Genomic DNA, 24,333 nt, shown 5'->3' with positions numbered 1-24,333 from the left:
GGCCCGGCGGGAGCGCTCAGCGCTCGAGCGTCGGGTCCCCGGGATCGACGGGCGTGAGCCGACGCCGCTCGGCCATCGGCTCGGACGCGGGCAGGCCGTGGGTGCCCGGGTCCGTCTCGGCGACGTGGCTCACGGCCTCGGGCGTGTGGTCCCCGTACTGCCGGTACTCCTTCACGCACAGCACCGGCTGATCGATCTCCTGCAGCAGCTCGTCCGAGACCGATCCCATGACGAACCTGCCGAAGCCGCCGCGGCGGCGCACGCCGATGACCACGATGGACGGGTCCAGCTCCGCGGCCACGTCCTTCATCTCCTCCACCGTGGACCGGCCACGCGCGTACTGACGGAACTCGGCCGTCACGCCGGATGCGTCCAACCGGGCCTGCACGCCGCGCTGCTGCTCCTCCGTGACGAGGGACTTGGTGCGGTGCTCGCCGCCGGGGCCCGCATTGACCACCACCACGTGCTCGCCGGTGGAGCGGGCGATGTCCAGGGCAGTGTCCAGAGCGGCGTCCGCGGCCTTCGAGGGGGCGTAGCCGACGAGGATGGTCATGGGGTGCCTCCGCGGGGTCGAGGGGACGGGTCTGAGGTCAGCGTAGTGCGGACCGGGCCCGCGGCGGAGGGGCTCAGCCCTCGCGCAGGTGGCGCAGGTGCGCGGCCACCGTCTGGACGGCCACGCGGGCCACGGTGCCGGTGAGGCCGGGGTAGATGCGCGGGGCCAGGTCCTCGGGTGTGATCGTCGCCGCCTCGGTCTCGGGCAGCGCGGCCAGGGCGGCGCGGATCTGCTCCAGGCGGCCCTCGCGGTGGTGCCGGTAGTCGCGGGCGACGACGTCCAGCGGCTCCGGCACGGGCCCGTGCGCAGGCAGCACCGTGAGCGGGCCCGCCGCCTCGAGGCGGCGCAGGCTGGCCAGGTAGTCGGTGAGGGTGCCGTCCGGGTGGTCGAGCATGGTGGTGCCCGAGCCGAGGATGGTGTCGCCCGTGATGACCGCGCCGTGCGCGCCCGCGTCCGGGACGGCGAACGAGTAGGAGTCCGAGGTGTGGCCCGGGGTGTGCCACGCCAGCACCGGGGTGCCGGCGACGTCGATCCGTTCGTCCGGCGTCAGGACGGCGGCCCCGCCGCGGCACCAGTCCGGGTCCGCGGCGCGCACGGGGGCGCCCGTGGCCGCGTGGAACGCGTCCACCCCGCCGGTGTGGTCGGCGTGCCGGTGCGTCACCAGGATGAGCGCGATCCGGCGCCCCTCGGCCGCCGCACGGACGCGCTCGAGGTGGGCGGCGACGTCGTCCTCCGGGCCCGGGTCCACCACGACGGCCGCATCCGAGTCCGGTGCGGCGACCACGTACGTGTTGGTGCCCGCGAGGGTCATCGGGGAGGGGTTCTGGGCGGTCACGCAGCGCACCAGCGGGGCGGGCGTGGGGCCGGGTGTGGCGGTGGTCGTCGTCATAGGCTCGAGTGTATGGAGAACCAGCAGACCGGCCAGGCCGCGGACCGCGGCACCATCGACACGCGCGAGGGACTCACGGGCAACTACGTGCAGTCCGGGGCGGAGTTCACGCGGGACACGAACTACATCGCGGACCGGATCGTGGCGGACCCGGAGGCCGTGCGGGCCCTGCCCGTGGCCGAGCCGTCCACGGTCGGCCGCGTGGGCGGCGGGCTCACCGAGGGGGCCGAGGCGTGGCCCGTCGAGGCGGGCCGCTACCGGCTCGTGGCGGCGCGGGCGTGCCCGTGGGCGAACCGGACGATCATCGTGCGGCGCCTGCTCGGCCTGGAGGACGCGATCTCGCTGGGCACCCCGGGGCCGACCCACGACGAGCGCTCCTGGACCTTCGACCTCGACGAGGGCGGGAAGGACCCCGTGCTCGGCACCGAGCGGATCCAGGAGAACTACTTCACGCGGTTCCCCGACTACCCGCGGGGCATCACGGTGCCGGCGATCGTGGACGTGCCGACGGGCGGCGTCGTGACCAACGACTACCCGCAGATCACCCTCGACCTCTCGACGGAGTGGACCGCGTTCCACCGCGACGGCGCCCCGCAGCTGATCCCCGACGCCGGGCCGGAGCGGGACGAGATGTTCGAGGTGATCGAGCGCGTGTTCACCGAGGTGAACAACGGCGTGTACCGGTGTGGCTTCGCGGGCTCGCAGGAGGCGTACGACGCTGCGTACGAGCGGCTGTGGACCGCGATGGACTGGCTCGAGGAGCGCCTGACGACGCGCCGCTTCCTGATGGGGGAGCGGATCACCGAGGCCGACGTGCGGCTGTTCACCACGCTGGTGCGGTTCGACCCCGTGTACCACGGGCACTTCAAGTGCAACCGGAACAGGTTGACCGAGATGCCGGCGCTGTGGGGCTACGCGCGCGACCTGTTCCAGACCCCGGGCTTCGGCGACACGATCGACTTCGCGCAGATCAAGGAGCACTACTACGTGGTGCACGAGGACATCAACCCGACGGGCATCGTGTCCGCGGGCCCGGAGCTGGCGAGCTGGCTGAGCGAGCACGGGCGTGAGGCGTTCGGCGGGGACCCGTGGGGTGGCGGCACCGCGCCCGGGCCCGTGCGCGAGGGCGAGCGCGTGGACCCGGAGCACACGCCGCTGCGGTGAGGCCGCTCGGCCCGGTCCGCAACGCGGGTTGAGTTGTCGCGGGTCCCGGGCTGGGACACCCGCGACAACTCAACCCGCGTTGGGGTGTGCGGCGCGGGTGGGCGCCAGGAGGACGCGCCGAGGATTGTTGAACAATCCCCCCTCATGCCTCAAGATTGTGTGACCGGCACCTCAGCCGGGCCCGATCCGAGAGGACTGCACTGTGTCTCACGCGCCGCAGATCGACCTGAACTCCGACGTCGGCGAGTCCTTCGGCTCGTGGACGATGGGGGACGACGCCGCCATCATGCCCTCCGTCTCCTCCGCCAACGTCGCGTGCGGCTTCCACGCGGGCGATCCCTCGGGGATCGCCCAGACCTGCCGTGACGCGGTCGCCGCCGGCGTCACGATCGGCGCGCACGTGGGCTACCGCGACCTCGCCGGCTTCGGCCGCCGCTTCCTGGACTGCACGCCCACCGAGCTGGCCGACGACGTCCTCTACCAGATCGGCGCCCTCGACGCGCTCGCCCGCGCGGCCGGCGGCCAGGTCCGCTACGTGAAGCCGCACGGCGCCCTCTACAACACGATCGTCCGTCACGAGGCGCACGCCCAGGCCGTCGTCGACGGCGTCAAGGCGTTCGGCTCCGACCTCCCGCTGCTGCTCCTGCCCGGCTCCGTCGCCCTGGACAAGGCGGCCGCCGCGGGGCTGCGCGGCGTCGCCGAGGCCTTCGCGGACCGCGGCTACAACCCGGACGGCACGCTCGTCTCCCGCCGCGAGCCCGGCGCGGTCCTCCACGACGAGGACGACGTCGCCGCCCGCATGGTGCGCCTGGCAACCGAGGGCGTCGTCGCGGCGGTGGACGGCACGGACGTGCGCGTCGACGCCGAGAGCATCTGCCTGCACGGCGACACGCCCGGCGCCGTGGCCATGGCCGCGGCCGTGCGCCGCGCGCTCGAGGGCGCGGGCGTGGCCATCAAGGCCTTCGCATGAGCGCCCCACATCACCCCGCCGCCGAGCCGCCGGCCCGCCCGATCCGCTGGGTCGGCACCCAGGGCTTCCTCGTCGAGTGCGCCTCGCTCGAGGACGTCATGGCCGTCCACGCCCACCTCACGGCCCACCCGGAGCGCGGCCAGCGCCAGGTCATGGCCGCCGCCGCGACCGTCCTGGTGACCTTCACCTCGCAGGCCGCCGCCGAGCACGCCGCACCGCGGGTCAGCACTCTCACCCCCGACGCCGGTGAGCTGACGGGGGGCCGCGTCGTCGAGATCCCCGTGGTCTACGACGGTGAGGACCTCGCCGAGGTCGGCCGGCTCACCGGGCTCGGCGTCGACGGCGTCATCCGGGCCCATAGCGAGGCCGACTGGTTCGCCGCGTTCGGCGGCTTCGCGCCGGGGTTCATGTACTGCGCCTCCGAGGCGGCCCCGTTCGAGGCGCCCCGCCGCAGCTCGCCCCGCACGGCCGTCCCCGCGGGCGCCGTCGCCGTCGCCGGGGCCTTCTCTGCCGTCTACCCGCGCACCTCGCCCGGCGGCTGGCAGCTGCTGGGGCACACCACCGCGGCCCTGTGGGACCTCGGCCGCGAGCAGCCCGCCCTGCTGCAGCCCGGCGACCGTGTCCGCTACGTCCCCGTGCGCCCGACGGCGTCCGTCACCTCCGGCACGGACGCGGCGGTCGACGCCACCCCGCCCGCCGACGCCGCGGCCGGCCTCCCGTCCGTGGCCGGCCGCCGCGGCGTCACCGTCGTGGACCCGGGGCTCCTGACCCTGGTCCAGGACCTGGGCCGCCCGGGCCTGGGCGACCTCGGCGTCGTCGTGTCCGGCGCGGCCGATCGGGACGCGGCGCGCCAGGCGAACCGGCTCGTGGGCAACCGCTCACGCGAGGCGGTGCTGGAGACCGCCCTGGGCGGCCTCACCCTCACCGCGCACGGCCACCAGGTGATGGCCCTGGCCGGCGCCGAGGCCGGCGGGACGATCACCGCGGCCGACGGCGCCACGCGCCGGGTGCCCGCCCGCACGCCGTTCGTCGTGCTGGACGGCCAGACGCTGACGGTGGACGAGCCGGTCGGCGGCCTGCGCGTGTACGTGGGCCTCCGGGGCGGGATCGACGTGCCGCCCGTGCTCGGCAGCCGCTCGACCGACACCCTGTCCGGGCTCGGCCCCGCCCCGCTGACGGCGGGGGACCGCCTCGCCCGCCGCGTCGGCCCGGATGCGAGGGGCGCCGCCGGCGCCTCCGCCGCGAGCCCGACCGCCGCCGGCGCCCCCGCCTCGGCGGAGGCCGGCGTCGTGATGGTGGGGGACCCGGAGACCTCGCTGCGCCCCATGCCCGCGCCCGGCCAGGTGGCCGTGCTGCGCGTGGTCCCCGGCCCCCGCGACGACTGGTTCGGCGAGGCGGGCCTGGAGCGCCTGTTCACGCAGGACTGGGACGTGAGCCAGCAGACCGACCGGATCGGGGTGCGCCTCACGGCCCCCGACGACGGCGCGCCGCTCGAGCGCGTGCGGGAGGGCGAGCTGAAGTCCGAGGGCGCCGTGCGCGGCGCGCTGCAGGTGCCGCCCTCGGGTGAGCCCGTCCTGTTCCTCTCCGACCATCCGGTCACCGGCGGCTACCCGGTGATCGGCGTCGTGGCCCGCGCGGACCTCAGCCTGGCGGCCCAGCTGCCGCCGGGCGCCCGCGTCCGCTTCGTCCCCCATCCCCGCCCCGGCGCCGAGACCGTCGTCGACTCCGCATCGCCCTCCGAGGAGACCCCCGCATGACCACCACCCCCGCCGCCCGCCCCGTCACGCGGGTGCTCATCGCCAACCGCGGCGAGATCGCCGTGCGCGTGGCCCGCGCCGCCCGCGACCACGGCATCGCCTCGATCGCCGTCTACTCGGATCCGGACGCCGACGCCCTGCACGTGGCCGTCGCGGACGAGGCCTTCCACCTGCCGGGCGCGTCCTCGGCGGACACCTACCTGAAGATCGACGCGGTCCTCGACGCCGCCCGCCGCGCCGGCGCCGACGCCGTGCACCCGGGCTACGGCTTCCTCTCCGAGAACGCCGACTTCGCGCAGGCCGTGATCGACGCCGGGATGACCTGGATCGGCCCGTCGCCGGACGCCATCCGCGCCCTCGGCGACAAGATCACCGCCCGCTCCCTCGCCCAGCAGGCGGGCGCCCCGCTCGTGCCGGGTTCGGACGGCCCCGTGCCGGACGCCGCCGCCGCGCGCGCGTTCGCCGAGGAGCACGGCCTGCCGATCGCCATCAAGGCGGCCTTCGGCGGCGGCGGCCGCGGCATCCGCGTGGTGCGCGAGCTCGGCGACGTCGAGGACGCGTTCGAGGCGACCGTCCGCGAGGCCGTCGCCGCGTTCGGCCGCGGCGAGTGCTTCGTGGAGCGCTTCCTGGACCGCCCCCGCCACGTGGAGGCCCAGGTCCTCGCCGACGAGCACGGCCACGTGGCCGTGCTCGGCACACGCGACTGCTCCCTGCAGCGCCGCAACCAGAAGCTCGTGGAGGAGGCCCCGGCGCCGTTCCTCACGGACGAGCAGCGCGAGCGCATCCACACCTCCGCCCGCGAGATCTGCCGCGCCGCCGGGTACACCGGGGCCGGCACGGTCGAGTACCTCGTGGCCCCGGACGGCCTCATCAGCTTCCTGGAGGTGAACACCCGCCTGCAGGTGGAGCATCCGGTCACCGAGGAGGTCTTCGGCGTGGACCTGGTGCGCGAGCAGTTCCGCGTCGCCGCCGGCGAGCCGCTGAGCATCCCCGAGGACCCGACGCCGCGCGGCCACGCCCTCGAGTTCCGCCTCAACGCCGAGGACCCGGCGTACGGCTTCCTGCCCGTGCCCGGCCCGATCGACGCGTTCGAGGCCCCCACCGGCCCCGGGGTCCGCATGGACTCCGGCGTCCGCACCGGCTCCGTGGTGCCGGGCGAGTACGACTCCCTGCTCGCCAAGCTCATCGTGTGGGGCGAGGACCGCGCCCAGGCCATCGCCCGCGCCCGCGACGCCCTGGCCGAGCTGCGTATCGACGGCGTGCCCACCGTGGTGCCGTTCCACCGCGCCGTGCTCGAGCAGGACGCCTTCACCTCGGGGGACCGCCTCGGCGTCTTCACCACGTGGATCGAGTCCGAGTTCGCCGAGCCGCTGGCCGAGTCCCCGTACCTGGGCGCCGAGGTTCCCGCGGGCGGCCGCACCGCCGTCACCGTGGAGCTGGACGGCCGCGCCGTGCGCCTGGGCCTGCCCGCCGATCTCTACGCGGCCCTCCTCGGAGGCGGCGGCGCGGGTGCCGCGGCCCCGGCCGACGCCGCGGGCGCCGGGAAGTCCGTCGACGACGGCGCCGTGGCCTCGCCGGTCACCGGCACCCTGGCCTCGTGGAAGGTCGAGGACGGCGCCGAGGTCGCCGAGGGCGACACGGTCGCGATCGTGGAGGCGATGAAGATGGAGACGCCGATCCGTGCCCCGCGTGCGGGCCGGATCCAGCTCCTCGTGGCCGAGACCCCGGCCTCGGTGACGCGCGGCCAGGCGATCGCCCGGCTGGGGGCGTGACGGTGCCGGCGCGCGGCGGTGTCACCGGGGAAGGCCTCGCGCCCGGCGTCGGCGGCGGGGAGTCCGCCCCGGCTCCGGCCCCCGTGGCCGCGGCCGCACAGCTGCGGCAGCGGATCGCGGCGGCCGGGCTCGTGCCGGGGGAGCGGCTGGGAGAGGTGGCGCTGGCCGCCGAGCTCCAGGTCAGCCGCAACAGCCTGCGCGAGGCGTTCACCATGCTGGCCTCGGAGGGCCTCGTGGAGCGCCGGCCGCACCGCGGGGTGTTCGTGGCGGCGCCCGGTCCGGAGGACGTGCGCGGGCTGTACCGCACGCGTCGGGTGATCCAGCTCGGCGCCCTCGAACACGGCGAGCTCACCCCCGGCGCGGCCCGCCAGCTGCGCTGTGCCCAGGACCTGCTCTCGGGCGGCCCGGACACCCCCGCGCGGGTCCTGGGCGACGCCAACCATCGCGTCCACGTCGGTATCGTGGACCTGGCAGGCGCCCCCGAGCTCACGCGGCTCATGGCGTCGGTGCAGGCCCGCGTGCGCCTGGCGTTCCACCCCATGGACGAGCAGACGCGCCTGCACGTGCAGTTCGCGGACCGCAACCGGTGGATCGTGGAGCGGCTGCTGGCCGGCGACCTCCCCGCGGTGCACGCCATGTTCGGCGACTACCTGGACGAGGCGGAGCAGTTCGTCCTGGCGCACCTCGCCGCCGTGGGGGACTGACCGCCTGCCCGGGCCCTGACGGTCACGGGACCTGGAACATCCGGTCCGGCAGGTCCGTGATGAGCATGTGCCCGGGCGCGTGCGTGATGGCCAGCGGCGGGCGGGACTCCATGATCGCCGCCTGCGGCGTCACCCCGCACGCCCAGAACACGGGCAGGTGGCCCTGCGGGACCTCGACGGCGTCGCCGAAGTCCGGTGCCGACAGGTCCGTGATCCCGAGGCCGGCCGGGTCGCCCACGTGCACGGGCGCGCCGTGCACCGCGGGGTAGCGGGAGGTGATGCGCACGGCGTCGGCCACACGGTCGGCGGGGATGGGGCGCATCGAGACCACGAGCGGGCCCGAGAGGCGGCCCGCCGAGGCGCAGCGCCGCGTGGTGCGGTACATCGGCACGTTCACACCGGCGTCCTGGTGGGCCATCCGGATGCCCTCGGCCACCAGGGCGGACTCGAAGGTGAACGAGCAGCCGATCACGAACGTCACGAGGTCGTCCCGCCACACGTCGAGCAGATCCGTGGGGCGGTCCGTCTCGACGCCGTCGCGGTACACCACGTACTGCGGCACGTCCGTGCGGACGTCGCCGTCCAGCGCGGGGCCGTTGACCTCGCCGGCCTCGAACACGCCGAGCAGCGGCAGGGCCTGGGGGTTGCGCTGGGCGAAGAGCAGGACGTCGTAGGCGTGGTCCTGCGGGATCGAGACGAGGTTCGCCTGCGCGTAGCCGTCGGCGATCCCCGAGGTCGGCCGCACGAGCCCCGCGCGGAACCGCTCGCGGGCCTGCGCGGGGGTCGTGGCGCCGTCCAGCGGCGGCAGCGGCGTCGTCGTGGTCATCTCAGGCACCGGTGATCATCTCGACCATGGGGATGAACCCGCGCACCGCGATGAACACGGAGACGATCCACGCGAGCGCGCCGATCACGAGCAGCCACCCGGGGTAGCGGTAGCCGTGCAGCAGGTCGCGGCGGCGCCAGGCCACGTACAGGAGGGCGGCGAAGCCGACCGGCAGGATCATGCCGTTGAACGCGCCGGCGAACACGAGCAGCGTCTGCGGGGCCTGGCGCAGCGCCAGGTAGAGGGCGGTGCAGACCACGATGAAGGCGACCGTCAGCAGGTTGCGGGTGCGGGCGCTGGTGGTGGAGCGGGTGACGAAGCTGATCGAGGTGTACGACGCGCCGATCACGGAGGTGACGGCGGCGGCCCACAGGACGATGCCGAACATGCGCAGGCCGATGTCGCCGGCGGCGGCCTGGAAGGCGGAGGCGGCCAGGTTGTCCTTGGACAGCACCGCCCCCGAGGCGACGACGCCGAGGATCGCCAGGAACAGGAGGGCGCGCATCAGGCCGGTCACGAGGATCGAGGCCACGGAGCTGCGGGTGATGTCCTGGACGTCGTCCACGCCCTTCACTCCGGAGTCGATCATGCGGTGGGCACCCGCGTAGGTGATGTAGCCGCCGATGGTGCCGCCCACGAGGGTGACGATCACGAAGAAGTCGACCTCCTCCGGCATCACGGACTGGCGCAGGGCCTCGCCCACGGGCGGGGCGGAGGTGATGGCCACGTACAGCATCAGCAGGATCATGACGGCGCCGAGCGCCACCACGATCCGGTCCAGGGCCACGCCGGCGCGCTTGGAGAGGAAGATCAGCAGCGCGATGAGCGCGGAGACGCCGCCACCGATCAGGGGGTCGACGCCGAGCATGGCGTTCGCGCCGAGGCCGGTGCCGGCGATGTTGCCGATGTTGAAGACCATGCCGCCGAGGAACACGAGCGCGGCGAGGACCCAGCCGAGGCCGGGCAGGACGCGGTTCGCCAGCTCCTGGGCGCGCATGCCGGAGACGCCGATGACGCGCCACACGTTCATCTGGACGGCGATGTCGATGAGGATCGAGACCAGGATGGCGAACGCGAACGCGGCGCCCATCCGGACGGTGAACGTGGCGGTCTGCGTGATGAAGCCGGGGCCGATGGCCGAGGTGGCCATGAGGAACATGGCGCCGAGCAGTGCGGTGCGCCGGGTGGCGCTCGCGGCACGGGAGTCCGTCTTCGGTGCGGTGCCCGAGGGGGTCGCGCCGTCCGGCCCGGCGTGGGGGATGTCTGCGTGGGACACGGTGGTCACCTTCGTCGAGGGCGCCGGGCGAGGTGACGGGCGTCACGAGGCGCTGGGGGAGACGGTAGCTGTTGTTGAACAATCCTGGCAACAGCGAGACCGGGTGTCGTGGCGTCCCCGTCCGAAGGAACGCCTCACCTGTCTGGCGCGCCCCGCCCGGCGCCGCGAGCATGGAGACATGTCGCACACGTCTGAACAGTCCTCGCCCCTGGCAGATCAGCTCCCGCCGGGCGGTCCCGACGAGCCGCACGCCACCGGCGGCGTGCATGCCCGCCTCAACTGGCTCCGCGCGGGCGTGCTCGGTGCCAACGACGGCATCGTGTCCGTCGCGGCCACCGTCGTCGGTGTCGCCGGTGCGACGACGGCGTTCACCCCGATCCTGCTGGCCGGCGCCGCGGCCGTGGTCGGCGGCGCCTTCTCCATGGCGCTGGGCGAGTACGTGTCCGTCTCCTCGTCCTCCGACTCGCAGAAGTCGCTGATCGCCAAGGAGCGCCGTGAGCTCGAGGAGGATCCCGAGGGTGAGCTGGAGGAGCTCGTGCAGCTCTACGAGGCGGACGGCCTGAGCCGGGCCACGGCCGAGGCCGCCGCGCGGGAGCTCACCGAGAAGGATGCGCTCGCCGCGCATCTGCGCATGGAGCTGGGCATGGCGGAGGAGGACGTCGTCAGCCCGTGGGCCGCCGCCGGGGCGTCCTTCCTTGCGTTCCTCGTGGGCGCGCTGCTGCCCTTCCTGACGGTCGTCCTGGCGCCGGTGGGCCTCCGCGTCCCGTTCACGTTCGGCGTCACCCTCCTGGCCCTCGCCGTCACCGGCTGGGTCGGGGCCCGGCTCGGCGACGCGCCCGCGCTGCGGGCGGCCGTGCGCGTCGTCCTCGGCGGCGCCCTGGCGCTCGGCCTGACCTTCGCGGTGGGCTCGCTGCTGGGGGCGTCGGTCGCCTGATCCACGCCGGAGGGGTGGGCCTGCCCAGCGCCCGTGGCCGCGCCGAGCCGTGACGAGCGGAGCGGCCCTGGGGGCCGAGGACCGTGCGCATACCACAGGTGCCCCCCGCCGAGTTGAAGCGACGCCCACGGTTCGCGTAAGGTGGGACGGCGCACGCCGCGTTGTTCTCGTCGTTCCATCGGTCAGGTGACCGGGCGGACGGCGGGTCGGAAAAGCAACGCGCTCCCGCAGACCGGATCCCGGGACGTCCTCAGGACGGACCGGGGCTCACCGTCCACACCAGCGATCCCATAAGGAACTTCGGTTGGCTCTCACCCAGCCTGGTCCCCCTTTTCGAGAAGTCGCAGTAAGAGTGCGGTGTCCACACCCGGGGCGGGGCTCACAACAGGTGTCCGCGGACAGGTCCGCGGCTCGCCGCCATGCGGGTTCCGCCCGTCCTTTTACTACTACTTGCCACGAGGAGTGATCATGGCAGCTCACTGCCAGGTAACCGGGGCTGGGCCGGGATTCGGCCACAGCATCTCCCACTCGCACCGTCGCACCAAGCGCCGGTTCGACCCGAACATCCAGAAGAAGACCTACTGGGTCCCCTCCCTGCGCCGCAACGTCACCCTGACGCTGTCCGCCAAGGGCATCAAGACCATCGACGTGCGCGGTATCGACGCCGTCGTGGCGGACCTGATCGCGAAGGGAGTGAAGCTCTGACATGGCCAAGGACAAGGACGTTCGTCCGATCATCAAGCTGAAGTCCACCGCCGGCACCGGGTTCACCTACGTGACCCGTAAGAACCGCCGGAACAACCCGGACCGCATCACCCTGAAGAAGTACGACCCGGTGGTCCGCAAGCACGTCGACTTCCGAGAGGAGCGCTGAGATGGCCAAGAAGTCCAAGATCGCCAAGAACGAGCAGCGCAAGGCCATCGTGGCCCGTTACGCCGAGAAGCGTCTCGAGCTGCGCAAGACCCTCGTGGACCCGAACGCGTCGGACGAGGCCCGCGAGGCCGCCCGCCTGGGCCTGCAGAAGCTGCCCCGCGACGCCTCCCCGGTCCGCGTGCGCAACCGCGACGCCATCGACGGTCGCCCCCGCGGCACCTTCCAGCGCTTCGGCATCTCCCGCGTGCGCTTCCGCGACATGGCGCACCGTGGCGAGCTGCCCGGCGTGACCAAGTCCTCCTGGTGACCTGAGGCCCGGTCTCCGGGCGCTCGGCACCACCGCGACGGCGGCGTCCCTCCTGAGGAGGGGCGCCGCCGTCGTCGTGCCTCGGGGATCAGGGCCGCCCGGGTCACGGGAAATCGCGGATTCTCGCGGTTCAGGGGGCGATTCGCCCGCGGAGAGGTGGTACGTTCACAACTGGCAGCCCGGTCCGAACGGCCCGGGAACCGTAACCGACGTCCCATAGGGAGGACCCATGGCCATGAACCGCAAGGAACTCGTCGCCGCCGTCGCCGAGCGCTCCGGCAACACCCAGGCCGCCGTCAGCGATGTGCTGGACGCCCTCTTCGAGGTGTTCACCGCCCAGGTCAAGAAGGGCGAGAAGGTCTCGATCCCGGGCTGGCTGGCCGTGGAGCGCACCGAGCGCAAGGAGCGCACCGGCCGCAACCCGCGCACCGGCGAGGAGATCACCATCCCGGCCGGCCACTCCGTGAAGGTGACCGCCGGCTCCAAGCTCAAGGCCGCCGCCTCCGAGTGATCCCGGCCGCGGTGCGCGTCCCCGGACCCACGCCGCACGCCGCAGGACGGGCGTCCCACCGTCGGGTGGGGCGCCCGTCGTCGTCTCCCGCCGCGTAGGATGGGCGGACGATCGTCCGGCCGACGTGGACCGGGGCCGTGAGGAGAGGAGTCGTGGCATGCGCAGCGCCGTCGCCGCCGCTCCGTGGGCCCCGTCCGGCCTCGAGGACCCCCGTCCGCGCGTCGTGCGTGGACCGGCCCGTCTGGCCCGGGGCTGGGCCGGGGCCCTGGCGATGACCGCCCTGGCCGCGCTGTTCCACACCGCTGCCGAGCCCGGTCACGGGTTCCCCGAGGTCGGCGTGGTCGCCTTCGCGGCCGTCCTCGCCGCCCCGCTCTGCACCGCCCTGGCGGGCCGCGCCCTCTCGCTGTGGCGCACCGCCGCGGCCGTCGCGATCGCCCAGGGGCTGTTCCACGTGCTCTACGGGCTCGCCGCCGGCGGGCACGCTGTGGCGCCTGCCGCCGGCGTCGACCCGGCCCACCTCGGCCACGCCCGTCCCGGCACCGGGGCCCTCCTGGCGTCGGGGGAGGCCCTGTCCGGCGCCCCCACCGGCCACCTGACCGACCTGCGCATGCTCGCGGCCCATGTGATCGCCGCGGTCCTCACCGTGCTGGTGCTGCGGCGCGGTGAGGCCCTCGTGCTCACCATCGCCGAACGCGTGGTGGCCGCCGTCTGCCCGCCGCCGGCCGCGCGCGGCCCCCTGCCGACGCCGGCCCGCCTCCGTGTCCCCGTCCCGCCGGTGCTCCGGCCGGCGACGTCCCTCGCCCTCCTCAGCTCTCCGGGGCGGCGCGGCCCGCCGTTCGCCCTCGCGGCCTGAGGACGCCGGCTCCGTCCGCGTCTCGAGGCCCGACCGCGCCCGACGACCCTTCGGAACGGTCCGCCCGCGACTCCCGTCCGGGACCGCGGCAGACCCGTGAGGACACCACCATGCACCACCAGACCACCCCTGTCCGCCGCGCCGCTCGCGCCGCCGTCGGACTCACCCTGCTGCCCGCCCTCGTCGTCGCCGGGGCCGCCCCCGCGGCCGCGCACGACGAGCTCATCCGGACCGCCCCCGCAGTCGGCGAGACGGCCACGACGGCGCCGTCGGAGGTCTCCCTGACCTTCAGTGGCGAGCTGATCGACGGCGAGGGCATCCAGAACCTCCTGCAGGTCCGCGACGCCGACGGCAATCAGTGGCAGTCCGCTGCCGGCACCGTGGACGGCTCCACCTTCTCCGCGCCGGTGTGCGAGGGGCTGCCCAACGGCGACTACGAGGTCGCCTACCGCGTCGTCTACTCGGACGGGCACTCCGAGGAGCGCTCGTTCGACTTCGCGGTGGACGACCCGGCCGCACCGGCCGCCGGCACCGCGCCCCAGGGCTGCGGCACCGCCGTCGCCGGGGCCTCGACCGCCGCCTCCCCGGAGGCCACGGCAGGTCAGGGCGACGCCGCCTCGGCCGAGGCGACCGCGCAGGCGGACGGCTCCGACGCCCCGCAGTCCGCGGACTCCGACGCGCTGCCCGCCTGGGTGTGGGTCGCCGGCATCGCCGGCCTGGCCGTGCTCGTGGTCGCCTTCCTCCTGATGGGCCGCCGCGCCCGCGCGCTCGGCCACCTCGACGACGGCCGCTGACCTCTGATCCCCGGTCGGCCCCCTGAGGGGGCCGGCCCCGCCCTCGCGCGCCCGAACGCCCCGCGCGTCGTCGCGCGCCCGCCTGACAAGGAACCCCACAGACGTGACCACCACCTCCCCCCGCGCCCCTCGCCGCCTCGGCGCCGCCGCCGTGCTCGCAATCGCGGCTCTCGGCCTGACGGCCTGCGCCGGAGACGACGCCGGCTCCGCCCCGAGCGCGTCGGACGCCTCGAGCGTCGCGCCGGCCACGGACGCCGCCCCGGCCTCGGATGCCTCGCCGGCCGCGTCCACCGCGGACGGCCAGGCCGCCGGCCTCACGATCACCGACCCCTGGACGAAGGCCACCGAGGAGGGCATGACCGGCTCCTTCGGCATGCTCGAGAACTCCTCGGACCAGGACCTGCACATCGTCGGCGTCCGCTCGGAGCTGGGCGAGACGGTCGAGCTCCACGAGATGGTCTCCGGCGAGGACGGCCAGATGGTGATGCAGGAGAGCCCCGACGGCTTCACCGTGCCCGCGGGCGGGAGCCTCGAGCTCGCCCCGGGCGGCAACCACGTGATGTTCATGGGCCTGACCGACCCGATCGAGCCGGGTGAGGACGTGACCTACGACCTCGAGCTGGAGGACGGCTCCACCCTCGAGGTCACCTCCGTGGTCCGGCCCTTCACCGGCGCCAACGAGTCGTACCACGGCGGCGAGTCCCACGAATCGGAGGACCATGCCGACCACTGACCCCGCCGTCCGGCCGGACGACCACCACGGGTCGGGCGGGCGCGAGGGCGCCCGCCCGGCCCCGGGGGGCCCCTCCCGCCGCGGCCTGCTCCTCGGGGCGGGCGCGGTGGGCGGCGGCCTGCTGGGCACGGCGCTCGGCTACGGCGCCGGCCACGCGTCGGCCTCGACCGCCCCGGGCGCGTCCGCCGCGCCCGGGGCGGGGGCCTCGCCCTCCGAGGTCATGGGCGACACCGGCATCGAGGGCGAGGTCGGCCGGGCCGGCTGGGCCGAGCCCGGCGGCCAGTCCGCCCGGGTGGCCGTCAGCTCGCCCGTGGGCACGGACACCGTGCCGTTCCACGGGCCGCGCCAGGCCGGCGTCGACACCCCGGCCCAGGCCCACGCGGTGTTCCTCGCCCTCGACCTGCTCCCGGACACGGACCGGCTGGGGATCGAGCGGATGCTGCGCCTGCTCACCGACGACGCCGCGCGCCTCACCCAGGGCCGGGCCACGATCGCGGACACCGAGCCGGAGCTCGCCGCCGCCCCCGCACGGCTCACCGTGACGTTCGGCTTCGGCCCGGAGCTCGTCCGCCGCGTGGCCCCGGACCGGGCCCCGGCCTGGCTGCGCCCGCTGCCGGCGTTCGAGCAGATCGACCGCCTGGACCCCGCGTTCAGCGACGGCGACCTGCTGCTGCAGATCTGCGGCGACGACCGGATGTCCGTGGCCCACGCCCGGCGCATGCTCCTCAAGGCGGCCCGGCCGTTCGCCACCGAGCGCTGGGTGCAGGAGGGCTTCCGCTCCGCCCGCGGCGCCCATCCCACCGGCACCACCATGCGCAACCTCTTCGGGCAGGTGGACGGCACCGGCAACCCGGCGGCGGACACCCCGCATCTCGACCGCGTGGTGTGGGGCGTGGGCGCCGAGCAGGTGGGCGTCACCCCGTGGATCGCGGACGGCACGTCCGTGGTGATCCGGCGCATCGAGATGCTCATGGACACGTGGGACGAGCTCGACCGCCCGGCCAAGGAGAAGGTCATCGGCCGTCGCCTCGGCACCGGGGCGCCGCTCACCGGCGAGCAGGAGCACGACGAGCCGGACTTCGACGCCGTCGGCCCCACGGGCTTCCCGGTCATCTCGGACATCGCGCACCTGCGGCGGGCCCGTGGGGAGGAGCCCGAGTACGGGATGCTGCGTCGCGGCTACAACTACGACGACCCGCGCGGGGCGCTGGAGGCGGGCTCCGGCCTGATCTTCGCCGCCTACCAGGCGGACGTGGACCGACAGTTCGTCCCCGTCCAGGCCCGGCTCGCGGAGTCGGACCACCTGAACCTGTGGACCGTGCCCGTCGGCTCGGCGGTCTTCGCGATCCCGCCCGGCTGCGCCGAGGGCGGGTTCGTGGGCGACGCCCTGTTCGCCTGACCCAGGGGCCCGACGACGGCGGGGCCGCTCCCGTCGTCGCCGGGCGTCCGCATGCTTTGAGAGGATGGACCCCATGTCCGCCGCCACCGCCCCCGCCCGGGGCAGCCACCCCGCCGAGAACGACGACGCCGCCCGCCCCGGTCCGTCGGGGCCGGTCGGTGTGCCCCGGTGGATCTGGATGCTCGTGGCCGCCGCGGGAGCCGCCGGCCTCGCCGCCGCCGGCTGGCTGACCGGGGTCACCGCCGCGCGCCAGCTCTCCGACCCGGGGTGGATCACCCGCTGGGGCGTGCCCGTGGGGGAGCTCGTCTCCAACCTGGCGATGTCCCTGACCATCGCCGCGCTGATCTTCGCGGCCGGGGTCCTGCCGCCGCACGCAGCGGGCACGGAACGGTGGCACCGCTCCGCCCGGCAGCGGCGCGAGGATGCGGACGCCGCACCGCTGCCCGAGCACCCCGCGTTCACCCGCGTGATGCGGATCGCCGCCGTCAGCGCCGGCGTGTGGACGGTGGCCGCGCTGGCCGTCGGCGTGCTGTCCTACTCGGATCTCGCCGGCATCCCCGTCACGGCGGGGCAGGGCTTCACGGACGGCCTGGCGGCCTACGTGGTCGGCATCTCGGTGGGCCAGGCGTGGTTCTGGGTCACCGTGATCGCCGCCGTCGTGACCACGTTGGCGATCGCCGTCCGCTCCCACAACGGCCTGTTCTGGACCGGCATCCTGGCGATGCTCGCCCTCGTGCCCCTGGCCCTGATCGGGCACGCGGCGGGCGGTGACGACCACACCGGCGCCGTGAACTCGATCGGCCTGCACCTGCTCGGCGTCGTCGTGTGGGTGGGCGGACTGCTCGTGCTCGTCGCGATCTCGGACACCCTCGTGGGGCCCAACGGGGCGCAGGGGCGGGGCCGCAGCCTGCGCCGGCAGGGCCCGGCGCCCCTGCTGCACACGGTCCTGACCCGCTACTCCGTGCTCGCCGGGCTGGGCCTGGTCACGGTGGCGCTGTCCGGCGTGGTCAACGCGTCGATCCGCATGGACGATCCGGCCCAGCTGCTGAGCCCCTACGGCATCCTCGTGTCGGCCAAGTTCCTGGCGGCCCTGGGCCTCGGCCTGATCGGCCTGCTGCACCGCCGGTGGGTGATCCCCCGCCTCGACGCCGGCCCGGACCGTCCCAGCCCCGCCCCCGCGCGTCGCCTGCTGTGGCAGCTCATCGCCGTGGAGGCCGTGATCATGGGCGCCGTCATGGGCGTCTCCTCCGTGCTCTCCCGGACGGCCCCGCCCGTGCCGGAGGAGCTCGCGCCGGACGCCTCCCCGGCCCGCATCCTCACCGGCTACGAGCTGCCGCCGGCCCTCGAGGGCGCCCGGTGGATCACGATGTGGCGGTTCGACTGGCTGTGGGTCGCGATCATCGCGTTCCTGACCCTCTGGTACCTGCGCTCCGTGTGGCAGCTGCGCCGCCGCGGCGACCGCTGGCCCGTGCTGCGCACCGTCGCGTGGCTCGCGGGCCTGGCCGTGCTGCTGTGGGCGACCTCCGGGTCCCCGGCCGTGTACGGCCGCGTCCTGTTCAGCGCGCACATGGTGGGCCACATGACGCTGACGATGCTCAGCCCCGTCTTCCTCGTCCTGGGCGCACCCATCACCCTGGCGCTGCGGGCCCTGCCGTCCCGCACGGATGGGACGCGCGGCCCCCGCGAGTGGATCCTGTGGATCGTGCACTCCCCGTGGGGGCGGTTCATCACGAACCCGATCGTGGCGGGGGTCAACTTCGCCGGCTCGATCCTGGTGTTCTACTACACGGACTTCTTCCGGTTCTCGCTGGAGACCCACGTGGGCCACGAGTTCATGAACGTCCACTTCCTGCTGACCGGGTTCCTGTTCGCCCTGGTCATGATCGGCTCGGATCCGCTGCCGCGCCGGCCCCCGTACGCCCTGCGGCTCGTGCTCCTGATGGCCACGATGGTCTTCCACGCCTTCATCGGCGTCGCCATGACCACCTCCACCGGTCTGCTGCAGGCGTCCTGGTTCGGCAACATGGGCCGCGACTGGGGCCCCACCGCCCTCGAGGATCAGCGCATCGGCGGCGCGGTGATGTGGGGCATCGGCGAGTTCCCCACCGTGATGATGGCGGTGATGGTGGCCGTGCTCTGGTATCGCAGCGACCGCAAGAACGCGGTCCGGCTGGACCGGCAGGCCGACCGCGACGGCGACGCGGAGCTGCGCCGCTGGAACGAGATGTACGCCCGCATGCACGGCACCCCGGCCACCGACGCCCCGAGCGGCGCCGAGCCCGCGGCCCGTGACTCCTCCACCGGCCCCGAGGAGGCCCGTGATGTCCGCTGACCGTGTCCGTCCCCTCCGCCGCCCGGCCGCGCCCCGGCGTGGTCGGCTGCGCCTCGTGGCCGCCGTCGCCGCCGGCCTGCTGGCCCTGACGGGCTGCGGGGCCGGGGACAACGATCCGGCCGCCGCGTCCGTGCCCGCGGACGGGGTCCACGACGACGCCGGCACCGCGGTGCACACGGAGTCGGCGGCCCCGGAGGGGCTCGGCCTGGGCGACCGTCAGGACGAGCGCATGGCGGAGGCCGCGGCCGAGCGTGCGGCCACGTTCGGCTTCGTCCGGCAGCGGGCCGCCACGGCGGAGGAGATCGACGCGGCCCGCGAGGACTCCCGGGACCGGCGTGCGGACGCGGACCGGACCACCGTGCAGCCGGCGCAGTGCAAGGCGCCGCTGACCGCCCTGGACTTCTCTCCGATCGCCCTCGACGGGGCCGAGGCCACGCGCGTGGACGTCGGCGCCGACACCTTCACGGGCACGGGCACCGTGGAGGTCGCCCGGCTCACGGGCCAGGGCCGCCAGGACGTCGAGCGCCACATCCAGACCGTCAACGCCCTGCGCGCCGACTGCCGCGAGATGACCATGACCGTGCAGGAGGGGGACGCGACCGTCGACTACCGCCTCGAGGTCTCCGACGCGCCGCTGTCCGACGGCACGCCGGCGCAGTCCGCCCTCGTGTGGGAGCGGACCGTGGCCTCGGAGTCCGAGCCCCAGCTCACGGCCCAGGTGCTCACCGCCGTCACCTCCGACGCCGTGGTGATGGTCTCCTTCGTGGGCCGGCCCGAGGCCGGGCGCAAGGAGTTCACCCTCATCGCCGAGGAGATGCTGGCCGCCGCCCTGGCCGCCGACTGAGCCGGACCCGCCCGGCGGCGTCGTCTTTCCCCCTGTGACGCCGCCGGCGTCCGCTCACGGCTGACGCGTCCGGGGCGTGCGTCATGATGGTGGACATGACCGCACCGCAGACCCCGAACCCCGCCCCGACCGCTGACGCCCCCGCCGCCGTGCCGCGCGCGGCCACCCGGGTGCGCGCGTCCGAGCTCGTGGGCCGCGGCTGGCTGAACACCGGCGGCGAGCAGGTGAGCCTCGAGGACCTGCGCGGCAAGGTCGTCCTCCTCGACTTCTGGACGTTCTGCTGCATCAACTGCCTGCACGTCCTGGACGAGCTGCGCCCGCTCGAGGAGGAGTTCGCGGACGTGCTCGTCACGGTGGGAGTGCACTCGCCCAAGTTCGAGCACGAGGCGGACCCGGACGCGCTCGCGGCCGCCGTCGAGCGCTACGCCATCGAGCACCCCGTGCTGGACGACCCCGAGCTGACCACGTGGCAGGCGTACTCGGCGCGCGCGTGGCCCACCCTCGTGGTGGTGGACCCGGAGGGCTACATCGCCGCGCACCTGTCCGGAGAGGGGCACGTGGCCGGGCTCTACGGGCTCGTGCGCGAGCTCGTGGCCGAGCACGAGGCCAAGGGCACGCTGCACCGCGGCTCGGGCCCCTACGTCCCGCCCGCCCCCGTGGCCCGGGACCTGTCGTTCCCCGGCAAGGCCGTGTCGCTCGGCGGCCGCGGCTCCCGCCCGGGCACGTTCCTCGTCTCGGACACCGGCCACCACCGCCTCCTGGAGGTCGCCGAGGACCTGACCACGGTGCTCCGCGCGTTCGGCGGCGGGGACCCCGCCACGGCGGACGCGGGCCAGGCCGAGCTCGCATTCCCCACGCCCGGGGAGAAGGGCCACGCGGACGGCGGGCCGGACCAGGCGCTGTTCAACGAGCCGCAGGGCCTGGCGCTGCTGCCCGAGGACGTCGCCCAGCGCGTCGGCTACGACGTCGTCGTGGCGGACTCCGTCAACCACCGGCTGCGGGGCCTGCGCCTGTCGGACGGGCACGTCAGCACCCTCGCCGGCAACGGCGTGCAGAAGCTCATCGACTCCGAGCGCGCCAAGGAGGCCGCCGCCGTCGACGACGAGGGGGACGTCGCCGTCGACCTCGCGGACCTGCCCGGGGAGCCGACCGCGATCTCGCTGTCCTCCCCGTGGGACGTCGTGTGGCACCCCGCCCTGGGGCGTGTGGTGATCGCGATGGCCGGCACGCACCAGCTCTTCGACTTCGACCCCGTCACAGACGCGCTCGCGGTGCACGCGGGCACGGCGCTCGAGGGCCTGCTGGACGGCGACGCCGGACGGGCCTGGTTCGCGCAGCCCTCGGGGCTGTCCGTGGGCGCGGACGGCACGCTGTGGGTCGCGGACTCGGAGACCTCCGCGGTGCGCTGGGTGCGGACCGGGGAGGACGGGCGCCGCGAGGTCGGGACCGCCGTCGGGGCGGGCCTGTTCGACTTCGGCCACGTGGACGGGGAGGCGGACCGCGCGCGCCTGCAGCACGCGCTGGGCGTCACAGCCCTGCCGGACGGCTCCGTGCTGATCGCCGACACGTACAACGGCGCGATCCGCCGGTACGCCCCGGCCGGCGAGGATGCCGCGGGCCGGGCGGTCCCGGCCACGGTGACCACGGTGGCGCGGGGGCTGCTCGAGCCCTCGGACGTGCTCGTGGAGCACGACGCGGACGGGAACGACACTGCGATCGTGGTGGTCGAGTCCAACGCCCACCGGCTCACGCGGCTGGCGGTGCCGGAGGAGTTCCTCACCGTGGACGAGGGCGCGCGGCAGACGCAGCGTCCCCGCACCCCGGTGGTGGCCGGCGACCTGGACCTGACGATCGGCTTCGCCGCGCCCACGGGGCAGAAGCTGGACGACCGCTGGGGCGACCCCACGCAGCTGAAGGTCTCCTCGTCCCCGGAGGAGCTGCTGCTCGAGGGCGCCGGCACGTCCACGGGGCTGCACCGGACGCTGCGGCTGAACCCCGAGGTCGAGGAGGGCGTCCTGCACATCACCGCCCGGGCCGCCGCGTGCGACGGGGAGAAGGGGCAGCCCATCCCGGACCACGCCGCCTGCCACCTGTACCAGCAGGACTGGGGCATCCCGGTCACGGTGCACACCCCGGACCGGGCCCCGAAGGGCGCCGAGACCCGCCTGGACCTGGACCTGCGCGGGATACACTGAGCGCGTCGTCCGCCCCCGACCCCGAAGGCTGCGCCCCACCATGACCACGCTCATCGTCACCTCGTCCGCCCACGGATCCACGCGAGAGATCGCCGAGCGTGTCGCGGAGGTGCTGCGCACGTCGCAGGCCGTCCCGACCGTGGTGGAGGACGTCGAGGGCGCCGCCGCGTGGCTGGCCACGGCGGACGCGGTGATCGTCGCGGCCCCGGTCTACACGGGCTCGCTCGCCGCCGACGCGCGGGCGTTCCTCGACACCCGTCGGGCCGAGCTGGCGGACCTGCCGCTCGTGATCCTGGCCTCCGGCGGCGCGCCCGAGCTGGCCCCGCCGGTGCGGGAGAAGCTCGAGTCCTACGGTCCGCGCGAGGTGGCGTACTTCCGCGGGGCGCTCTTCGAGGAGCGCCTGGGCCGGCTGGAGAAGCTCAAGCTCTCCCGCAACGAGCACTACGGCGACTTCCGCGACTGGGACGCCATCGAGGCCTGGGCCAAGACCCTCCCCGGCGCCGGCGTGCGCTGACCTCACCCGCCGCTGTCGTCGACGAGACGGTGGAGGCGGAGGAGCCTCCGCAGACGCTTTCGTTGACGAAACGGCGACGGAGGCTCTCGTGTCCGCAGCCGAGGCGAGCGGTTAACCTGGCCGCATGTCCCATGCCGCCCGTCGCCCCGCCGCGTCCTCCCGCCCCGCCCGGCCCCGCCCGACGACGGCGCCCCTCGCTCTGCCCGACCGGCCCGGCTGGGTGCGGCTCGCCGCGGGTGCGGTGGTCCCGGGCGTCGTCGCGGCGGTCGCGGCGCTCGCGGCCCTGCAGGTGTTCGTCCTCAACCCGTTGGCCGCCGCGCCCGGCGACCGCGGCCTCGGGAGGATCTACGCGGACCTGAGCGCGGCGGGCCAGCTCGGCGTCCCCTTCGTCCTTCCGGCCGTGATCCTAGCGGCCGGGTTCGGTGTGGCCGCGATCCTGTGGTTCCTCACGTGGCGTCGCGAGGAGGTCGACCCGCTGGCGGTCCTCGCCCTGGGCCTCGCCTCGCTCGTCGCCGCGTCCCCGGCCTACTTCATGGCCTCGTTCGGGCCGGGCATGGCGCTCGCGGACACCTACGGCATCGGCGGGGGCGACCACAGCCCGTGGGCCTGGCCGATCTACGTGGTCAGCGTGCTGGCGTTGGCGGGGCTGGTCGCCGTCGTCGTGCTCCTGCTGCGCGGTCCGGCGGGCGGGCTCGGCGCCCCGCGGCGCCGGGCCTAGGGCATGTCTGACAATCGTTTGGACCACGCGAGCACAGCGTTCAACACCACGGCGGCTCGGTAGACGATCGCGTACTTGTCGTACCGGGTCGCCAGGCCCCGCCATTGCTTCAGGTGCGCGTACTGGCGCTCGATCACGTTCCGGCCCTTGTAAGCCTGCGAGTCCAGGCCAACGGGACGGCCACCGGCCGAGCCGCGGCGCCTGCGGTGGCCCTGCTGATCCGCCGGCTCGGGGATCACGGCTTTGATCCGGCGGGCACGCAGGTGGGTGCGGATCGCCCGGGAGGAGTACGCCTTGTCACCCAGCACCGCCTCGGGGCGGGTCCGGGGCCGCCCTACCGGCCGTGCCACGCGCAGCTGCCCCAGCAGCGGCAGCAGCATCGGGGAGTCCCCGGCTTGGCCAGGGGTGATCAGACTGACCAACGGCAGCCCGGCCCCGTCCACGAGCTGATGGATCTTCGTGCTCAGCCCTCCACGGGAGCGCCCGATGCCGTGATCGGCCGGCTCCTCACGCGGATTCTTGTAGTTCGACCCATCCCCCTGTGAGGCGGGTGATGTTCGTGGCGTGCTGGTGGGCGCGGGCGATCGTGGAGTCCACCGAGACCGACCAATCGATCAGGCCTTCGGCGTCCGCGGCGGCGGTCAGCCTCGCCAGCACCGCATCCCAGGTGCCCTCTTCAGCCAAGCGCCGGTGCCAGGTCCACACGGTCTGCCAAGGCCCGTAGACCTCGGGCAGGTCCCGCCAGGGGATCCCGCACCTGTATCGGTAGATGATCGCCTCCACCATGGTGCGGGCGTCCGAGAACGGCCGGCCCCGTCGACCGGTCCGGGCAGGGAGCATCGGGGCGATCAGTTCCCATTGGGCATCGGAGAGGATCTCGAAGCGGGACATGCCTTCCAGGGTGTCAGCTGGCCCCCTGGATCCATTCTCAGACACGCCCTAGGCCGGTGGGACCGACCTGACCACGACCCCGCCAGTACGGCAACCACCAGCTCATCCCGCGGCACCGCGCCGAGACGGACGCCGCGGCCCGGGAGGGCGGGCACGTGGCGATGATCTCCACCGGCTGGGACCCGGGCCTGTTCTCGATGAATCGCGTGTTGGGTGCGGCGCTGTTCCCGCAGGCGCAGCAGAACATGTTCTGGGGCAGGGGCCTCTCGCCGGGCCATTCCGACGCCGTCCGGCGGGTCCCCGGCGTCCGGCGCGGCGTGCAGTACACGATCCCCAGCGAGGAGGCGATCGCCGAGGCCCGCGCCGCACAGGTCGCCGACGGCCGTGCCGCCGCGCGGCTGAAGGCCCAGGGGGAGACGGGGGCGCGCACCGTGCTCGAGGTCGCCCCGTACCTGCTCTCGCCCACGGGGCTGGACGAGCTGATCCGCCGGGACGTCTGAGCCGCGGCGAGGCGTCCGGCGCG

The 24,333-nt window shown here is 74.6% G+C and carries 25 protein-coding genes; 20 read left to right on the top strand and 5 right to left on the bottom strand.

The genetic code is table 11. The features are described 5' to 3' along the window. Window positions 1–16: 16 nt before the first annotated feature. Both G6R13_RS03155 and G6R13_RS03150 read right to left on the bottom strand, forming a co-directional pair. Window positions 17–553: a universal stress protein gene (locus tag G6R13_RS03155; protein ID WP_020628186.1), complete on the bottom strand. Its 537-nt coding sequence runs from the start codon at window positions 551–553 to the stop codon at window positions 17–19. A 73-nt stretch (window positions 554–626) separates the two neighbouring features. Further along, window positions 627–1,442: an MBL fold metallo-hydrolase gene (locus G6R13_RS03150; protein ID WP_101967503.1), complete on the bottom strand. Its 816-nt coding sequence runs from the start codon at window positions 1,440–1,442 to the stop codon at window positions 627–629. 12 nt (window positions 1,443–1,454) lie between these two features. On the opposite strand from G6R13_RS03150, the gene G6R13_RS03145 reads away from it, so the two are divergent. The 5 genes from G6R13_RS03145 (at window position 1,455) to G6R13_RS03125 (ending at window position 7,809) form a co-directional block, all read left to right on the top strand. Beyond that, window positions 1,455–2,606 carry a glutathione S-transferase C-terminal domain-containing protein gene (locus G6R13_RS03145; RefSeq protein ID WP_101967504.1) on the top strand — a complete coding sequence of 384 codons (1,152 nt, stop codon included), beginning with the start codon at window positions 1,455–1,457 and terminating at the stop codon, window positions 2,604–2,606. A 202-nt stretch (window positions 2,607–2,808) separates the two neighbouring features. After that, window positions 2,809–3,576 (top strand): 5-oxoprolinase subunit PxpA, encoded by a 768-nt coding sequence (locus G6R13_RS03140; protein ID WP_036338774.1) that lies wholly within the window; start codon window positions 2,809–2,811, stop codon window positions 3,574–3,576. Continuing rightward, entirely contained in the window at window positions 3,573–5,333 is a 1,761-nt protein-coding gene (locus G6R13_RS03135) for a carboxyltransferase domain-containing protein (protein WP_163721029.1), read from the top strand. The genes G6R13_RS03140 and G6R13_RS03135 overlap by 4 nt, the downstream gene beginning before the upstream one ends. Further along, complete coding sequence (locus G6R13_RS03130) at window positions 5,330–7,105, top strand: biotin carboxylase N-terminal domain-containing protein (protein ID WP_163721027.1); 1,776 nt, start codon at window positions 5,330–5,332, stop codon at window positions 7,103–7,105. The genes G6R13_RS03135 and G6R13_RS03130 overlap by 4 nt, the downstream gene beginning before the upstream one ends. Continuing rightward, entirely contained in the window at window positions 7,102–7,809 is a 708-nt protein-coding gene (locus G6R13_RS03125; RefSeq protein ID WP_002858329.1) for a GntR family transcriptional regulator, read from the top strand. The genes G6R13_RS03130 and G6R13_RS03125 overlap by 4 nt, the downstream gene beginning before the upstream one ends. 22 nt (window positions 7,810–7,831) lie before the next feature. On the opposite strand, the gene G6R13_RS03120 is transcribed toward G6R13_RS03125, so the two are convergent. Both G6R13_RS03120 and G6R13_RS03115 read right to left on the bottom strand, forming a co-directional pair. Then, window positions 7,832–8,644, bottom strand: coding sequence for a putative hydro-lyase (locus G6R13_RS03120; protein WP_070709385.1), 813 nt, complete (start codon window positions 8,642–8,644; stop codon window positions 7,832–7,834). Further along, window positions 8,637–9,920: an NRAMP family divalent metal transporter gene (locus G6R13_RS03115; protein WP_070709387.1), complete on the bottom strand. Its 1,284-nt coding sequence runs from the start codon at window positions 9,918–9,920 to the stop codon at window positions 8,637–8,639. The genes G6R13_RS03120 and G6R13_RS03115 overlap by 8 nt, the downstream gene beginning before the upstream one ends. A gap of 169 nt (window positions 9,921–10,089) precedes the next feature. Between G6R13_RS03115 and G6R13_RS03110 the strand changes: the two genes are divergently transcribed. The 14 genes from G6R13_RS03110 to G6R13_RS03045 all read left to right on the top strand — a co-directional run bounded on the left by G6R13_RS03110 (window position 10,090) and on the right by G6R13_RS03045 (window position 22,919). Further along, window positions 10,090–10,845 carry a VIT1/CCC1 transporter family protein gene (locus G6R13_RS03110; protein WP_163721026.1) on the top strand — a complete coding sequence of 252 codons (756 nt, stop codon included), beginning with the start codon at window positions 10,090–10,092 and terminating at the stop codon, window positions 10,843–10,845. Between the two features lie 468 nt (window positions 10,846–11,313). Continuing rightward, window positions 11,314–11,550 (top strand): 50S ribosomal protein L28, encoded by a 237-nt coding sequence (rpmB, locus tag G6R13_RS03105; RefSeq protein ID WP_002858335.1) that lies wholly within the window; start codon window positions 11,314–11,316, stop codon window positions 11,548–11,550. Between the two features lies 1 nt (window position 11,551). After that, on the top strand, window positions 11,552–11,719 hold the full coding sequence (gene rpmG, locus G6R13_RS03100; RefSeq protein ID WP_002858336.1) for a 50S ribosomal protein L33: 168 nt from the start codon (window positions 11,552–11,554) through the stop codon (window positions 11,717–11,719). 1 nt (window position 11,720) lies between these two features. After that, window positions 11,721–12,026, top strand: coding sequence for a 30S ribosomal protein S14 (rpsN, locus tag G6R13_RS03095; RefSeq protein WP_002858338.1), 306 nt, complete (start codon window positions 11,721–11,723; stop codon window positions 12,024–12,026). Between the two features lie 229 nt (window positions 12,027–12,255). Then, a complete protein-coding gene (locus G6R13_RS03090; RefSeq protein ID WP_002858339.1) occupies window positions 12,256–12,537 on the top strand; it encodes an HU family DNA-binding protein in 282 nt (93 codons plus the stop codon). Between the two features lie 157 nt (window positions 12,538–12,694). Then, a complete protein-coding gene (locus G6R13_RS03085; RefSeq protein ID WP_163721024.1) occupies window positions 12,695–13,390 on the top strand; it encodes a hypothetical protein in 696 nt (231 codons plus the stop codon). Window positions 13,391–13,500: 110 nt separating this feature from the next. Further along, window positions 13,501–14,184, top strand: coding sequence for a copper resistance CopC family protein (locus tag G6R13_RS03080; RefSeq protein ID WP_163721022.1), 684 nt, complete (start codon window positions 13,501–13,503; stop codon window positions 14,182–14,184). A 103-nt stretch (window positions 14,185–14,287) separates the two neighbouring features. Then, window positions 14,288–14,917 (top strand): copper chaperone PCu(A)C, encoded by a 630-nt coding sequence (locus tag G6R13_RS03075; protein WP_155934304.1) that lies wholly within the window; start codon window positions 14,288–14,290, stop codon window positions 14,915–14,917. Beyond that, window positions 14,904–16,316: a Dyp-type peroxidase gene (locus G6R13_RS03070; protein WP_163721020.1), complete on the top strand. Its 1,413-nt coding sequence runs from the start codon at window positions 14,904–14,906 to the stop codon at window positions 16,314–16,316. The genes G6R13_RS03075 and G6R13_RS03070 overlap by 14 nt, the downstream gene beginning before the upstream one ends. A 73-nt stretch (window positions 16,317–16,389) precedes the next feature. Further along, complete coding sequence (locus G6R13_RS03065) at window positions 16,390–18,648, top strand: cytochrome c oxidase assembly protein (protein ID WP_163721018.1); 2,259 nt, start codon at window positions 16,390–16,392, stop codon at window positions 18,646–18,648. Next, window positions 18,638–19,492, top strand: a complete 855-nt coding sequence (locus G6R13_RS03060) for a hypothetical protein (protein WP_228070732.1) — start codon at window positions 18,638–18,640, stop codon at window positions 19,490–19,492. The genes G6R13_RS03065 and G6R13_RS03060 overlap by 11 nt, the downstream gene beginning before the upstream one ends. Window positions 19,493–19,587: 95 nt before the next feature. After that, window positions 19,588–21,687 carry an NHL domain-containing thioredoxin family protein gene (locus G6R13_RS03055; RefSeq protein WP_134377241.1) on the top strand — a complete coding sequence of 700 codons (2,100 nt, stop codon included), beginning with the start codon at window positions 19,588–19,590 and terminating at the stop codon, window positions 21,685–21,687. Window positions 21,688–21,727: 40 nt separating this feature from the next. Continuing rightward, on the top strand, window positions 21,728–22,201 hold the full coding sequence (locus tag G6R13_RS03050; RefSeq protein ID WP_163721017.1) for a flavodoxin domain-containing protein: 474 nt from the start codon (window positions 21,728–21,730) through the stop codon (window positions 22,199–22,201). 124 nt (window positions 22,202–22,325) lie between these two features. Further along, window positions 22,326–22,919, top strand: coding sequence for a hypothetical protein (locus G6R13_RS03045; protein WP_163721015.1), 594 nt, complete (start codon window positions 22,326–22,328; stop codon window positions 22,917–22,919). Here the strand turns inward: G6R13_RS03045 and G6R13_RS03040 are convergent. Then, window positions 22,916–23,810, bottom strand: a protein-coding gene (locus G6R13_RS03040) for an IS5 family transposase (RefSeq protein ID WP_159833467.1) whose coding sequence is annotated in 2 segments (ribosomal slippage) — window positions 22,916–23,452 and window positions 23,454–23,810 — 894 coding nt in all. Because the reading frame shifts where the segments join, the coding sequence is not laid out codon by codon here. The genes G6R13_RS03045 and G6R13_RS03040 overlap by 4 nt on opposite strands. Before the next feature lie 161 nt (window positions 23,811–23,971). Between G6R13_RS03040 and G6R13_RS03035 the strand changes: the two genes are divergently transcribed. After that, complete coding sequence (locus tag G6R13_RS03035; RefSeq protein WP_236557204.1) at window positions 23,972–24,310, top strand: hypothetical protein; 339 nt, start codon at window positions 23,972–23,974, stop codon at window positions 24,308–24,310. The last annotated feature ends 23 nt before the right edge of the window (window positions 24,311–24,333 follow it).

This window comes from Micrococcus sp. Alg238-R198 (assembly GCF_900537135.1).
In the GTDB taxonomy this organism is placed as follows: domain Bacteria; phylum Actinomycetota; class Actinomycetes; order Actinomycetales; family Micrococcaceae; genus Micrococcus; species Micrococcus luteus.
Note: the sequence above shows the minus strand (reverse complement) of the source record. Positions and strands in the feature narration are given on the sequence as shown.

What these genes read in the sequence shown, in the direction of transcription:
- G6R13_RS03155 (WP_020628186.1), bottom strand. Translation starts at nt 553, where the DNA reads ATGACCATCCTCGTCGGCTACGCCCCCTCGAAGGCCGCGGACGCCGCT.
- G6R13_RS03150 (WP_101967503.1), bottom strand. Translation starts at nt 1,442, where the DNA reads ATGACGACGACCACCGCCACACCCGGCCCCACGCCCGCCCCGCTGGTG.
- G6R13_RS03145 (WP_101967504.1), top strand. Translation starts at nt 1,455, where the DNA reads ATGGAGAACCAGCAGACCGGCCAGGCCGCGGACCGCGGCACCATCGAC.
- G6R13_RS03135 (WP_163721029.1), top strand. Translation starts at nt 3,573, where the DNA reads ATGAGCGCCCCACATCACCCCGCCGCCGAGCCGCCGGCCCGCCCGATC.
- G6R13_RS03130 (WP_163721027.1), top strand. Translation starts at nt 5,330, where the DNA reads ATGACCACCACCCCCGCCGCCCGCCCCGTCACGCGGGTGCTCATCGCC.
- G6R13_RS03110 (WP_163721026.1), top strand. Translation starts at nt 10,090, where the DNA reads ATGTCGCACACGTCTGAACAGTCCTCGCCCCTGGCAGATCAGCTCCCG.
- rpmB (WP_002858335.1), top strand. Translation starts at nt 11,314, where the DNA reads ATGGCAGCTCACTGCCAGGTAACCGGGGCTGGGCCGGGATTCGGCCAC.
- rpmG (WP_002858336.1), top strand. Translation starts at nt 11,552, where the DNA reads ATGGCCAAGGACAAGGACGTTCGTCCGATCATCAAGCTGAAGTCCACC.
- rpsN (WP_002858338.1), top strand. Translation starts at nt 11,721, where the DNA reads ATGGCCAAGAAGTCCAAGATCGCCAAGAACGAGCAGCGCAAGGCCATC.
- G6R13_RS03090 (WP_002858339.1), top strand. Translation starts at nt 12,256, where the DNA reads ATGGCCATGAACCGCAAGGAACTCGTCGCCGCCGTCGCCGAGCGCTCC.
- G6R13_RS03085 (WP_163721024.1), top strand. Translation starts at nt 12,695, where the DNA reads ATGCGCAGCGCCGTCGCCGCCGCTCCGTGGGCCCCGTCCGGCCTCGAG.
- G6R13_RS03080 (WP_163721022.1), top strand. Translation starts at nt 13,501, where the DNA reads ATGCACCACCAGACCACCCCTGTCCGCCGCGCCGCTCGCGCCGCCGTC.
- G6R13_RS03070 (WP_163721020.1), top strand. Translation starts at nt 14,904, where the DNA reads ATGCCGACCACTGACCCCGCCGTCCGGCCGGACGACCACCACGGGTCG.
- G6R13_RS03065 (WP_163721018.1), top strand. Translation starts at nt 16,390, where the DNA reads ATGTCCGCCGCCACCGCCCCCGCCCGGGGCAGCCACCCCGCCGAGAAC.
- G6R13_RS03060 (WP_228070732.1), top strand. Translation starts at nt 18,638, where the DNA reads ATGTCCGCTGACCGTGTCCGTCCCCTCCGCCGCCCGGCCGCGCCCCGG.
- G6R13_RS03055 (WP_134377241.1), top strand. Translation starts at nt 19,588, where the DNA reads ATGACCGCACCGCAGACCCCGAACCCCGCCCCGACCGCTGACGCCCCC.
- G6R13_RS03050 (WP_163721017.1), top strand. Translation starts at nt 21,728, where the DNA reads ATGACCACGCTCATCGTCACCTCGTCCGCCCACGGATCCACGCGAGAG.
- G6R13_RS03045 (WP_163721015.1), top strand. Translation starts at nt 22,326, where the DNA reads ATGTCCCATGCCGCCCGTCGCCCCGCCGCGTCCTCCCGCCCCGCCCGG.
- G6R13_RS03035 (WP_236557204.1), top strand. Translation starts at nt 23,972, where the DNA reads ATGATCTCCACCGGCTGGGACCCGGGCCTGTTCTCGATGAATCGCGTG.